We start from the raw sequence: 12,417 nt of genomic DNA on the forward strand, positions 1-12,417 counted from the left end.
CCCCAAGCTCACTGAACCGACGTATGCCCGATAGTCGCCCCATGCCACAGATCGGCCGCCACCGCCTGCCCAACCGGGTCATCCTGGCCCCCATGGCCGGCGTCACCGATCGCCCGTTCCGCCAGCTCTGCCGCCGCCTGGGGGCCGGGCTGGTGGTGGGCGAGATGGTCACGTCCGATCCGTCACTCTGGAACACGCGCAAGTCGCGCCAGCGCATGGACCATACGGGCGAACCGGGGCCACGTGCCGTGCAGATCGCCGGCGGTGACGCCACCATGCTGGCCGAAGCAGCGCGACTTAACGCCGCACAGGGCGCCGAGATCATCGACATCAACATGGGCTGTCCGGCCAAGAAGGTCTGCAACAAGGCCGCGGGGTCGGCCCTGTTGCGCGACGAAGCGCTGGTAGCCGACATCCTCGAGTCCGTGGTGGCAGCGGTCGACGTCCCGGTGACACTCAAGATTCGTACCGGCTGGTGTGCCGACAGCAACAATGGCGTGCGCGTGGCGCGGCTGGCCGAAGAGGCCGGCATCCAGGCCCTGTCGGTGCATGGGCGACACCGTCAACAGCGCTTCCAGGGCGAGGCGGAGTACGACACCATTGCCGCCATCAAGCAGGCAGTAGGCATTGCGGTCTTCGCCAATGGCGATATCGATTCTCCACGCAAGGCGGCCCAGGTTCTGGACTATACTGGTGCGGATGCGGTGATGGTGGGTCGTGCCGCCCAGGGCAACCCCTGGATCTTTCGCGAGATCGACCATTACCTGCGCCATGGAGCTTGCTGCGCCAAGCCCGATGCGGACGAGCGAGCCGAAGTGCTACGAGGGCACCTGCGTGCCCTGCACGGCTTCTATGGCGACTACATGGGCGTGCGTATTGCACGCAAGCATCTCGGCTGGTATCTCGCTTCCGATTCTCGCCTCGACGCCGACCGTCAACGCGAGCTGCGAGCAGCCTTCAACGCCCTGGAACTACCGAACGAACAATGTACTTTCATTGACGATCTGTTTTGCCCCGAGCACGAAGCCGAACTCGCTTGGGCAACGAATGGAACCAGTGCCGCATGAACCGTGACGCCTTGAACCGCAATGCCGAACTGCCAGGCCTGGAGGGTGTACCCTGCGCCGACCTGACGGAGCAAGAGATCGCCGACCTGGTGCCGCCCCACCCGGCCGAGCAACCGCTGCGCGAAGCCGTGGAAGCTGCCATGCGCCGCTATTTCGAACACCTCGATGGCGGCACCGTAACCGACCTCTACGCCATGGTCATGGCCGAGGTCGAGGCGCCGTTGCTGGCCAGCGTGCTGGAATACACCCAGGGTAATCAGACCCGAGCCGCCGAGATGCTCGGCCTCAATCGCGGCACGCTGCGCAAGAAGCTCAAGCAGCACGACCTGATCTGACACCGCCGGGCAGCGCCTCACCGAGCGGCCCGACCACTTACATCCACTTCCGACAGAGAGTTGCACCACACCATGGCCCAAGCCTCCCTCACCCCGGTACGCCGTGCCCTGATCAGCGTCTCCGACAAGACCGGCATCGTCGATTTCGCACGCGGCCTTTCCCAGCACGGTGTCGAGCTGCTCTCCACCGGCGGTACCTACCGCCTGCTTCAGGAGAACGGTATCGCCGTCACCGAGGTGTCGGAGCACACCGGCTTTCCAGAAATCATGGATGGCCGCGTCAAGACCCTGCACCCGAAAATCCATGGCGGCATACTGGGGCGCCGCGGGCAGGACGACGCGGTAATGGCCGAACACGACATCGCTCCCATCGACATGGTGGTGGTCAACCTCTACCCCTTCGCCGAGACCGTCGCCAAGCCGGACTGCACGCTGGAAGACGCCATCGAGAATATCGACATCGGCGGCCCGACCATGGTGCGCGCCTGCGCCAAGAACCATGCCTACACCGCCATCGTGGTAGATGCCGGCGACTATGACCGCGTGCTGGCGGAGATCGCCGAGGGTGGTGGCAGCGTGAGCGAGGCCACCCGCTTCGACCTGGCGGTAAAGGCCTTCGAGCATACTGCCGGCTACGACGCCGCCATCGCCGACTACCTGGGCCAGCGGGTGCCCGGCGGCGAGGACGGCTTCCCACGCACCTACAACGTGCAATTCATCAAGAAGCAGGCCATGCGCTACGGCGAGAACCCGCACCAGAGCGCGGCGTTCTACGTCGAGGCGGATGCCCGCGAGGCAAGCGTAGCCACCGCCCGCCAGCTGCAGGGCAAGGCGCTGTCGTTCAACAACGTGGCCGACACCGACGCCGCCTTCGAGTGCGTCAAGAGCTTCACCGACACTGCCTGTGTGATCGTCAAGCACGCCAACCCCTGCGGCGTGGCGGTAGGCGTCACGCCTTACGAGGCCTACGACAAGGCCTTCGCCACCGACCCCACCAGTGCCTTCGGCGGCATCATCGCCTTCAACCGCCCGCTGGACGCCGAGACCGCCCGTGCCATCATCGACCGCCAGTTCGTCGAGGTGATCATCGCCCCCGGGGTCGACGAGGCAGCACTGGCCATCGTGGCCGAGAAGCAGAACGTGCGCCTGCTCGACGTCGGCGACAGCTGGCCCGGCGAGCGCGAGCATGCCCACGACTTCAAGCGCGTCACTGGTGGCCTGCTGGTGCAGGACCGCGACCTGGGCATGGTCGGTCGCGACGAGCTGACCGTAGTCAGCGAGCGAGTGCCCAGCGAGCAGGAGATGCGCGACCTGGCGTTCGCCTGGAAGGTGGCCAAGTACGTCAAGTCCAACGCCATCGTCTACGCCAAGGAGGGACAGACCGTCGGCGTCGGCGCTGGTCAGATGAGCCGCGTCTATTCAGCCAGGATCGCCGGCATAAAGGCTGCCGACGAGGGCCTCTCCGTGCCCGGCTCGGTGATGGCCTCGGACGCCTTCTTCCCCTTCCGCGACGGCATCGATGCCGCGGCGGCGGCCGGCATCACCGCGGTGATCCAACCCGGCGGCTCCATGCGCGACCAGGAAGTGATCGACGCCGCCAACGAGGCGGGCATTGCCATGGTATTTACCGGCATGCGCCACTTTAGACATTGAAAACGCTGGATCTCGGTCATGCGTCGTTGAAAGTCGCCTAGCCTGACCATCGCCCAGCCGTCTTCTCCAGCAAGTCAGTTACGACAACCCCATCGCTCATGACCGATGGGGTTGTCTTATGCCATCTACCTCGAGAAACGGTGCGAGCGAAGGTTAGACAAGGCGAAAACTGGCGAAGAAGGTGAGCTTACTGGGGTAAGTGAGCATTCTGAACCAGTTTTCAACGCCGTATGGCCGAGCGCAGCCCGTTTCTTAACCAAGATCGATGCAGAGGTACTTGGTTTCGAGGAACTCCTCTATCCCCTGGTGACCGCCCTCGCGTCCGAGACCCGAGGCCTTGACGCCGCCGAACGGCGCCGTGGTATTGGAGATGAGCCCGGTATTGATACCCACCATGCCGTACTCCAGGGCATCGGCGACCCGCCATACCCGGCCCAGATCGCGCGAGTAGAAGTAGGAAGCAAGACCATACTCGGTATCGTTGGCCATCTGTACGGCATCCTCCTCATCCTCGAAGGGAAACACCGCTGCCAGGGGGCCAAAGGTCTCCTCCTGGGCCACCTTCATGTCAGCGTTGGCGAAGCTGATCAGGGTCGGGGTGAAGAAGTTGCCCCCCAGTGGATGAGGGTTCCCGCCCAGCAGCAGCTCCGCGCCCTTGTCGACGGCGTCATGCACGTGCTCGCTGACCTTGGCCACCGCCTTGTCGTCGATCAGCGGGCCGATGTTGATGTCCGGCTCGGTGCCGTCACCCACCTTGAGCTCGCTGTTCATCGCCACCGCCAGCTTTTCGCAGAAGGCGTTGATCACGCTCGACTGCACCAGGAAGCGATTGGTGCAGATGCAGGTCTGGCCGGCATTGCGGAACTTGGCCGCCATCGCACCCTCCACCGCCGCGTCCAGGTCGGCATCCTCGAAGACGATGAACGGCGCATTGCCGCCCAGTTCCAGCGAGATTTTCTGGATATGCCGGGAAGCCTGCGACATCAGCTGGCGCCCGACCTCGGTGGAGCCGGTAAAGGTAATCTTGCGCACCAGCGGCGATTCCGTCATTGCCGAGGCGATCTCGCTGGCACGGCCCGGCACCACGTTGAACACACCACGCGGGACCCCGGCACGCTCGGCCAGCAGCGCCATCGCCGTCGCCGAGAACGGGGTCTGGCTGGCCGGCTTGATGACGATGGTACAGCCGGCGGCCAGCGCTGCGCCGGCCTTGCGGGTAATCATGGCGGCGGGGAAGTTCCAGGGCGTGATCGCGCCCACCACTCCCACCGGTTGCTTGGTGATCACGATTCGCTGGTTGGGCTTGGCCGCCGGAATGGTCTCGCCATAGACCCGCCTTGCCTCCTCGGCAAACCAGCGCAGGAAGCTCGCGGCGTAGGCGATCTCCCCCGCGGCTTCCTTGAGCGGCTTGCCCTGCTCGTGAGTCATGATCCTCGCCAGGTCATCCTGATGCTCGAACATCAGGTCGTGCCACTTCATCAGGATATCGGCACGCTCCTGAGCAGTCAGAGAGCGCCAGCCGACCAGCGCCGCATCAGCCGCGGCAATGGCGCGCTCGGTCTCGGCACGCCCGAGCCGCGGCACGGTACCGAAGACCTCACCGGTCGCCGGATTGACGACTTCGATCTGCTCTCCGCTGTCCGCGGCGACCCAGCTACCATCAATGTAGGCAAACGGACAATAGAGCTGTGTTTCCTTGAGGGCTTCCATGTTGTCTCTCCTGGCCTTCGCGGGCCTGTATCCAAGTCGGGTGGTATTGCGTCGAGCCCTGCCCGGTCACTGCGCCTCGATAGTGGGCTGCTCGGGGACTCCCTCGGGAATGCCTTCCTGGGCAGGTGGCATCAGCAGGGCGTTGAGTATCGCAAGTATCAGCACCAGCGCGATGGCTAGCCAACAGAAGGCACGGCCGATGTAACGATCGGGCTGGCGGCGAATCTGTCGCAGTCCCATCACGGCAAAAATCGCAGCGGCGATGTTCAGTGGCGGCAGGCTGCCCTGGAACAGCAGGGCGATGAGTGCCGTGACGATAGCGGTCATGGCCCACGGCGCATAGCGTCGCCGCGGCGATTCAGAGGGGGAGCTGTCGCGTTCCAACGAGTCGTCTCTCTCAGTCTAAAAAGCATCAAGGCTCCATGCTAAGCGCAAAGGCCCCCTGCCACCAACCTGTTCCATTGCTACAAGAAGCATAGGCGCAACTGCAGCACGACACCGGTGGCGGCCATCGATAGTGAGAAACAATCTTATCCTCATGCTAGGCTGACGACGCCATGGGGTCCAGCAGCAAAGGGGCACGCCCTTCAAAGTCGGGAGTGTAGAGGCCACCCTGTGGCTTGCCACGCTCTTTGTAAAATAGCGTATCATGCAAGCCACTTATCACAGTGCCAGTCATCTGGGATACCGACTTTTCAGGCAGGTGCGGCAAACGGACGGAGGGTATGACGATGGCGGTTCTGACAATGCTGGGGGTTGGTCACTCGGAGGCGATCGATCATTGGAACAATAACGCCATGATCACGGCTAATGGCCGTCGCCTGCTGATAGATGCAGGCTACACCATTAAGTTTGCACTTCAAGATCAGGGGCTTACACCAGAAGATATCCATGCGATTTTCATAACGCATGTTCACGCCGATCACTGCTTTGGCCTGGAACGCCTGGCCTATGAATGCCGCTTCCGCTATGGAACCAAGCCCACTCTGATCCTGCCGCCAGGTGTCCACGATGAGCTCTGGGAACATACGTTGAAAGGTGTCATGGGGCAATTAGGCGAGGGGCCAGCGAATCTTACAGACTTCTTTGATCTGATAATCCTCGAGGACCACCGGTTTGAGTTCGAAGGTGTTTCCCTGGAAATCTTTCAGAACCACCACACCCCCGAAAAGCCCTCTTTTGGCCTGTTTATCAATGAAAATCTGTTATATAGCGGTGACACAAGAGCAATCCCTGACATCGTTATTCCACGCGCACCCAAGGTGATTCTGCATGACTGCACCCTGACAGACTACAACCCGGTTCACGCTTCTACCCAGGAATTGATAGAAAGCTATCCGGCAGCCCTGCGAGAGCGAATGTACCTGATGAGCTACGAAGATCATTTCAAGCAACATCAGGACGAAGTGACACGAGAATTTGCTGGATTCGCTCGCCAAGGGCAGGAGTTTGCTCTGTGAGTGGAGCGACGACTCGGGCAGTGATTCTCCATTCCGACACCGAAGCTGGGCGCTTTATTGTCCTCCTGACCGAGAATGGCGACCTGGCATGCAGCCACTGGCGAACCTTCCAGCAGGCAGGGTTTCCATCGGTAACGGTTGGGCAGGCATTTGAAGTGCGGCTGGGCATGGATCCACGAGACGGAGCGACCCCGAGGGTTCATGAAGTCTTGGGAGAAGTGGAACTGGCCGAGGCAGAGCGGAACTGGTACGGCGTGACGGTAAGGGGCATGTCCGATGCCAACCGTCAGCCTCTGTCTTCGGCGAAGATGGCAGCGGAGCTGACCGAGCTACCAGGTATCAAGGTGTTTGCCAACCAGGAGCTGGACTGCTGTGAGTTTTCCGACATGCTGCTGGATGGCTCGGTAGTACTGGCAAACTGTCGTATACGCAGTGACTTTCGCTGGCTCAATACACGAGTCAAGGGTGGGCTCTGGTTTCTGAATTGTATATTCGAAGGACATTTCAGCATCAAGGGGAGCCACCTGGATCACAGCGCCATACTGTTTGGCTGCGACTTTGGAGGGGCCGGCGGAATATCCTTCCGGGGGCTCAGAGCATGTTCCCTGCTGGTGGAGTACGGAACACGGGGCAGCAAGGACATGCTCTGGCTGAACGAGATGTCCTTGAGCGGGTGCCTCGCCCTGAACGGCACCTTCGAGGCCCCTGTTCAAATCCTGGCCCGGCAGGATGACGTGCCGGTCAACCAGGAACCTGGGCTTGGAGCCGTCTACATCGGACGCCAGAGCTACAAGGCAGAACGGCTCAGCAATAACTGTTTCCCTGCCCTGTCCATCGACGGCTACGACGTCGAGGGAGCCATAGAGATTCATCATGCAAAGACCGACAGTCTCACGCTGTCGTCGCTGAGGATGGGCCAGTTGACGATGGTCAGCTGCGAAATAGGCCGGGATCTCTGGCTTGACCGGCTGGAGGTGTGCGACCTGGACCAGGGTATCTCGGTGCATGATACCTATATCGGCCGCTATTTTCGGATTTCCGGCGAATCGCTCCAAGGCAGGCTGAGCCTGGCCGGCTCGTCTGTCGGCCAGGCTTGGCAAGTGGAGCTTTCACAGCCGGAGAAGGGCACACCCAGCCTCGAGATGGAACGTTTTCATGCCCAGCAGGCCTGGTTTGATCCGATACGCCTGATTTATGGCCAAACTCCCCTGCGCAGATTCATCACGCCACCGCCTTTTGGCTTGCTGGCTCGCGCCCACTTACGCTCTCCATCGGCCGAAGACAGCCGCCATCTGGCAGAGGCATATACCCGGTTCAAGAACTGGCTGGCGGAATCAGGGTATCTACGGGAGGAGGACCATGCCTTCTTCTATATGCGTCATTACAAAGAAACGAAACGGACCCAGAGAATGCTGCTTGGGGGTGTATTTGGCTGGGGCATTCGATTAAGAAACATCATCGCCTCTGCATTCATGCTAATTTGTCTTTTTGCAACACTTTACAGCATCGTGCAACTGGATCTTCCAGAAAGCGCGATGCTCAGCATACAAGCATTTATCGGCATATTTTTTGGCCACTGGCCGGAATATCCTGTTATTGGCAGTCTCTCTTTCCTGGTGACACTACAGTCAATGACGGGCGTCTTGTTCGTAACGGTGCTGGTAGGCGCTTATATTCGAAAACTCTTGAGATAAAAGCCATGTGGTATTTATGCGGAGTAGGAAGCAACATACAGCCTGAAGACAATCTACCTGCCGCCATCATCGATCTGGTGAGGCAGCATGGCACTCTTCGGGTTTCGTCTGTGATCCGCACCTGTCCCGAAGGCATAGATACACCGAATGAATTTTTAAATGCATTGGTAATATTTTACTCTGACCTCGACCCACAAGCGCTCAAGCAAGAGCTCAATAATCTCGAAGAGCGCCTGGGCCGGGACCGCTCCAACCCACTCAGCAGCCATGCGGATCGTACAATTGACGTTGACATCCTTGAAGCCAGCCCAACGGGCTCATTCATGGGCGATAAAATAAAGGAGAGCTACTACCGTGAGCTATTTTTTGGCAGACATCGGCAAGCAACCGCAAGTTTGACGTTACAAGGCCAAGCCTTAGGTCAATCGCCGGCCACCGTCTACCGGAATCAGCGCAGCAGTCATGAAGTCGTTGTCGAGCAAAGCGAGCAATTGGAGCACGACACTATTAAACCCACCTTCCCAGGGTAGCAGGGTTTCGGTCATCACCCCTGCCCTATGCTCTTCTGAATGAGTCGGCAGAAAGCTGATTGGCCCGGGCATGATGGCATTGACACGCACATGGGGTGCCAACAGTTTCGCATAGCTGAGAGTAAGATTGCTCAGTGCCGCCTTGCTCGCGCAGTAGGTGGCAAACTTCGGGTTGGGCTTCTCGGTATAGATATCGGTAATATTGACGATAAGTGAAGGCCTCCCGGTTTGCCTTGCTTCTCGGCATAGCGAGGAAGCCAATCCCGCCATCAGCTGCATGGGGGCAATACTGTTGATTTGAAAGAGCCGGGCGGCCTGTCCAGCCAGGCCTCCGGCTTCAGTCTCATCTGGCAGGAATTCCGATGCGTTGTTGACCAGCAAGCGGATAGTGTCGGCTTCCTCAACTATCGACTCGATGGCCTTGGACACGCTCAGCGCGTCGGCCAGGTCAACGGGAATACAGCGGGCTCCCTTGCCTCGCAGCAGCTCCAGCTCAGTGGTATCCGTACGAAACAGGGCATATACGCGATACCCCCTCTCCATCAACGCAACACATGTTTCAAAACCAAGCCTTCGGCTGGCGCCGGTAACCACCGCAACAGGAGATTGCGTCATCATTCAGCCCCGGTTGCCGCTGATCAGCGTCAGGAACTCCTGGCGAGTCGTCGGATTGTCGCGAAAAGCCCCCAGCATCACGGAAGAAGACATGCTGGAGTTCTGCTTCTCGACGCCACGCATCATCATGCACAGGTGGCGCGCCTCGATCACCACAGCAACGCCGCGGGCACCGGTGACTTGCTGTACGGCCTCGGCGACCTGGCGAGTCAGGTTTTCCTGAATCTGCATGCGGCGCGCGTACATGTCGACGATGCGGGCAAACTTGGAGAGCCCCAGCACCTTGCCGCTGGGCAGGTAGGCAATATGACACTTGCCGATGAAGGGCAGCAGGTGGTGCTCGCACATCGAGTAGAGCTCGATGTCCTTGATCAGCACCATTTCATCGGTATCGCTCTCGAACACGGCGCCGTTGACGAGCTCTTCGAGCGTCTGGGTGTAACCGCGCGTGAGAAACTGCATGGCCTTGGCAGCACGCTTGGGCGTATCGCGCAGCCCTTCCCGCTCAGGGTTCTCACCCAGTTCGAGAATGATCTGGCGGTAGATATTGGCAAGCTCTTCATTCATGGTCAGGCCCTGCAGCTGGGTTACCGTTTGTCTTGCGATGGCCTGGCCATCGTCGCCCCTCATTACAAAAAATATACAGAAATTTAAGTCTGTACAACTTTATTGAATCTCTGCTGCATATACTACCGCAACACAACGGGCGCCGCAGGCGCCGGCGCGACAAACCCGCTGCTGCGACATTCGTGCCACTGCCGGGCCCAGGCAGCTATGGTAGTATTCGGTCACTGGACGCTGCCGAGACACGCAGCCTGATCCCTCGAGAGCCTGACATGATCAAGATCCCTGAGACATTGTTTACCGCCAGCGCATTGGCGCTGCTTTTCATTCCCCAGCAAGCCTTGGCAGGCACCCTCTCCCTGCCCCAGGACGCCCATGTTGCCGTACAGGTCATCGACAGCCTGACGCTCGAGGGGGAAGGCGAGCGTCAAGACGACATTCTGCTACGCCCCGCCGGTGGACTGGCCGAGGCGAGCCACGAGCTGCCCGAGTACTGTGTGGTCGTGGCCAATGCCCGCGAGGAGGGTGATCGCCTGCGCATCTCCACCCAATCGTTGACCTGCATCGAGACCGAAGGCGGCGACAGCGACATCTACAGTGGCGACATCTCCGCAGCGGCCTACGAACTGGACGGCAGCTTCGGCCTCGATGTCTGCGAGGCCGGTCGCTGCGAGCTGGACAGCGAGCATGTCTTCCACCTCAAGCTGGCCAGCCGTCTCGAGATCGAGGAGCAGGAAAATCCCTCTGCCCGCATCAACGAGCAGCGCCGTCAGGCCGACGGGACCGGAGTCGCCAACCCGATACCCGCCGAGCGCCCCGACCCCGACCAACAGTGAGCAGTAGCATGCCCGAAACGGCGCACCCCCGGTGCGCCGTTTCGTCTCAGGCCAGCCAGAGCGGCGTCTGGCCCAGCACCAGGCGCTGCTGCTCCAGCTGCCTGATATGCGCTTCCCAGTAGCCGACATCCTTGACCCAGGGAAAGGCGGGAGGAAACGCCGGATCTTCCCAGCGTGCCACCAGCCAGGCGCTGTGTCGCATGAGCCTCAGCGTACGCAGCGGCTCGATCAGCTTCAGCTCACGCCTGTCGAATTGGCGATGCTGCTCGTATCCCTCCAGCACTTCCGATAGCTGCATATGCCACTCTGCCTCGTGCTCGGCCGTCAGGAACATCCACAGGTCCTGAATGGCAGGTGCCATGAGGCAGTCATCGAAATCCACCAGGGCAAAGCTGTCGTCACGCCCAAGAAGGTTGCCGATATGACAGTCCCCCTGGACTCGGATCGCCTGTGCCGGGGCCCAGGCATAGGCCTGTAGCTCGCCATGCAGCGTGTCGGTAATGCGCTCGTAGGCCTGCCGCTGGCGCCGCTCCAGCCAAGGGGCTGTCAGCACTCTGGCTTGCGCCTCACGCACCATGGCATCCAGGTCCAGCCTCACACGGTGCTGGAACTCGGCACGCTCCCCCACCTCGTGGACGGCCCCGACCAGCTCGCCCAGCGCGAACAGGTGGGAGGGTTTTTCCAACTCTGGCGCCTGGCCCGGAAGCTGAGGAAACAGCGCGAAGCGGAAGCCCTCGGCATGGTGCAGGCTGCAGCCCGCTTCATCACGCCAGGCCGCAGCCACCATGGCTCCGGCCGCATCCAGCTCGCTCAGGAAGTCGTGCTCCTCCTGGATCTGCGCATCGCTCCAGCGGCCGGGACGATAGAACTTGGCAACCCATCGGCGCCCTTCGTCATCGTGAAGCTGAAAGACACGATTTTCGTAGCTGTTCAAGGCAAACGGCTCGCCCGGCAGCCAGAAGCCGAGCGATTCGATGGCCGCAACGACACGGGCCGGGGAAAGTGTGGCAAAGGGATGTGTCGCGGTCTGCATATTCGGCCTCGGCTGGAAAGAAGCGACAGGGTAGCAGCGAGTGTACACGCTGTAGCGTCAACTCTCCGATAACGGCGTGCGGGCCACCGCCCAGGCCTCGACCTCACGAGCGCCGGCAGCCCGGCACGCCTGAGCCAGCGCATCGAGCGTGGCTCCGGTGGTCATTACGTCATCCAGTAGCGCAACCCGCGGAGGCAGCGCCCCAACCACCTGAAAAGAGTCGCGCAGGTTGCGGAAGCGCTCGACGCGATCGAGGCCCCGCTGGGAGCGGGTATGACGATGACGCTGCGCATGCCTCAGTGGAAAGCCATGGCGCTTCGCCAGCCGCCGGGCAAGCCAGTCGGCCTGATCGAAGCCCCGCTCCCGGGCTCGACTGGGGTGCAGCGGCACCGGGACGAGCGCCTCGGGCCAGGCAAGGGAATCCGCCGGCAGACTGAACTGAAGCAGCTCCAGCAGGATACTGCCGGCGCGTGGCGAGGCGGAAAACTTGAAATGCTGCATCAGCCGCGCCACCTCGCCTTCATAGCGTAGCGGGACGTGCGAGCGGACGAAGGAAGGCGGTAGTTTCAGACAGCGACCGCAACGCCTCCCGGCCAACGAGCCAGGCGGCTGCGGTTCCGCGCAGCTCGGGCAGGCCGGCAGATTCCACGGCAGGGATTCGAAGCAATCCTGACACCAGGGGCGCGCCGGTACGGCCGGTGCCAGGCAAAATGCGCAACGTCCCGGCATCGCCCGGCGCAGGCCGAGGTCGAAACGCTGCCAAAGCGCACCAAGCCAGCCGACACGCTGCCCTGAGCGTCCCTGTGTGCCATCGTCGTCGGTTTTGACATGCATTGACGTTACCCCTCCTGTCTCCTTGCCAGAGAGTCCGGCAACACGACGCGAGCCCGGGGTGACTCAACACCCGCTGATCGTCAACT

The 12,417-nt window shown here is 61.1% G+C and carries 13 protein-coding genes; 7 read left to right on the forward strand and 6 right to left on the reverse strand.

Features of this window, described 5'->3' with window-relative positions; genetic code table 11:
• Nucleotides 1-23: 23 nt before the first annotated feature.
• The 3 genes from dusB (at nt 24) to purH (ending at nt 3,055) form a co-directional block, all read left to right on the forward strand.
• Nucleotides 24-1,067: a tRNA dihydrouridine synthase DusB gene (dusB, locus tag H1D44_RS07455; RefSeq protein ID WP_181514217.1), complete on the forward strand. Its 1,044-nt coding sequence runs from the start codon at nt 24-26 to the stop codon at nt 1,065-1,067.
• Nucleotides 1,064-1,402 (forward strand): DNA-binding transcriptional regulator Fis, encoded by a 339-nt coding sequence (gene fis / locus H1D44_RS07460; protein ID WP_181514218.1) that lies wholly within the window; start codon nt 1,064-1,066, stop codon nt 1,400-1,402. Before dusB ends, fis begins: the two co-directional genes overlap by 4 nt.
• Before the next feature lie 72 nt (nt 1,403-1,474).
• Nucleotides 1,475-3,055: a bifunctional phosphoribosylaminoimidazolecarboxamide formyltransferase/IMP cyclohydrolase gene (gene purH, locus H1D44_RS07465; protein WP_181514219.1), complete on the forward strand. Its 1,581-nt coding sequence runs from the start codon at nt 1,475-1,477 to the stop codon at nt 3,053-3,055.
• Nucleotides 3,056-3,307: 252 nt separating this feature from the next.
• On the opposite strand, the gene H1D44_RS07470 is transcribed toward purH, so the two are convergent.
• Both H1D44_RS07470 and H1D44_RS07475 read right to left on the reverse strand, forming a co-directional pair.
• Nucleotides 3,308-4,765, reverse strand: coding sequence for an NAD-dependent succinate-semialdehyde dehydrogenase (locus tag H1D44_RS07470; RefSeq protein WP_181514220.1), 1,458 nt, complete (start codon nt 4,763-4,765; stop codon nt 3,308-3,310).
• Nucleotides 4,766-4,831: 66 nt separating this feature from the next.
• Nucleotides 4,832-5,092 carry a hypothetical protein gene (locus tag H1D44_RS07475; RefSeq protein ID WP_181514221.1) on the reverse strand — a complete coding sequence of 87 codons (261 nt, stop codon included), beginning with the start codon at nt 5,090-5,092 and terminating at the stop codon, nt 4,832-4,834.
• Between the two features lie 404 nt (nt 5,093-5,496).
• On the opposite strand from H1D44_RS07475, the gene H1D44_RS07480 reads away from it, so the two are divergent.
• Genes H1D44_RS07480 through folK form a run of 3 tightly spaced genes read left to right on the forward strand, consistent with a single transcriptional unit; the run spans nt 5,497 to nt 8,449 of the window.
• Nucleotides 5,497-6,225: an MBL fold metallo-hydrolase gene (locus H1D44_RS07480; RefSeq protein ID WP_181514222.1), complete on the forward strand. Its 729-nt coding sequence runs from the start codon at nt 5,497-5,499 to the stop codon at nt 6,223-6,225.
• Complete coding sequence (locus tag H1D44_RS07485) at nt 6,222-7,919, forward strand: hypothetical protein (protein WP_181514223.1); 1,698 nt, start codon at nt 6,222-6,224, stop codon at nt 7,917-7,919. Before H1D44_RS07480 ends, H1D44_RS07485 begins: the two co-directional genes overlap by 4 nt.
• 5 nt (nt 7,920-7,924) lie before the next feature.
• Nucleotides 7,925-8,449, forward strand: a complete 525-nt coding sequence (folK, locus tag H1D44_RS21305; RefSeq protein WP_181514224.1) for a 2-amino-4-hydroxy-6-hydroxymethyldihydropteridine diphosphokinase — start codon at nt 7,925-7,927, stop codon at nt 8,447-8,449.
• On the opposite strand, the gene H1D44_RS07495 is transcribed toward folK, so the two are convergent.
• Together H1D44_RS07495 and folE are read right to left on the reverse strand one after the other, a co-directional pair.
• Nucleotides 8,336-9,067 carry an SDR family NAD(P)-dependent oxidoreductase gene (locus tag H1D44_RS07495; protein WP_181514225.1) on the reverse strand — a complete coding sequence of 244 codons (732 nt, stop codon included), beginning with the start codon at nt 9,065-9,067 and terminating at the stop codon, nt 8,336-8,338. The two genes, folK and H1D44_RS07495, sit on opposite strands and share 114 nt — an antisense overlap.
• Nucleotides 9,068-9,631, reverse strand: a complete 564-nt coding sequence (gene folE / locus H1D44_RS07500; RefSeq protein ID WP_220128022.1) for a GTP cyclohydrolase I FolE — start codon at nt 9,629-9,631, stop codon at nt 9,068-9,070.
• A 269-nt stretch (nt 9,632-9,900) separates the two neighbouring features.
• Between folE and H1D44_RS07505 the strand changes: the two genes are divergently transcribed.
• Nucleotides 9,901-10,464 carry a hypothetical protein gene (locus H1D44_RS07505; protein ID WP_181514226.1) on the forward strand — a complete coding sequence of 188 codons (564 nt, stop codon included), beginning with the start codon at nt 9,901-9,903 and terminating at the stop codon, nt 10,462-10,464.
• A 46-nt stretch (nt 10,465-10,510) separates the two neighbouring features.
• On the opposite strand, the gene H1D44_RS07510 is transcribed toward H1D44_RS07505, so the two are convergent.
• Together H1D44_RS07510 and H1D44_RS07515 are read right to left on the reverse strand one after the other, a co-directional pair.
• On the reverse strand, nt 10,511-11,497 hold the full coding sequence (locus H1D44_RS07510; protein WP_181514227.1) for a serine/threonine protein kinase: 987 nt from the start codon (nt 11,495-11,497) through the stop codon (nt 10,511-10,513).
• A 57-nt stretch (nt 11,498-11,554) separates the two neighbouring features.
• Entirely contained in the window at nt 11,555-12,331 is a 777-nt protein-coding gene (locus H1D44_RS07515) for a ComF family protein (RefSeq protein WP_238984438.1), read from the reverse strand.
• Nucleotides 12,332-12,417 lie beyond the last annotated feature (86 nt).

The organism is Billgrantia kenyensis (assembly GCF_013697085.1).
GTDB lineage: Bacteria > Pseudomonadota > Gammaproteobacteria > Pseudomonadales > Halomonadaceae > Halomonas > Halomonas kenyensis.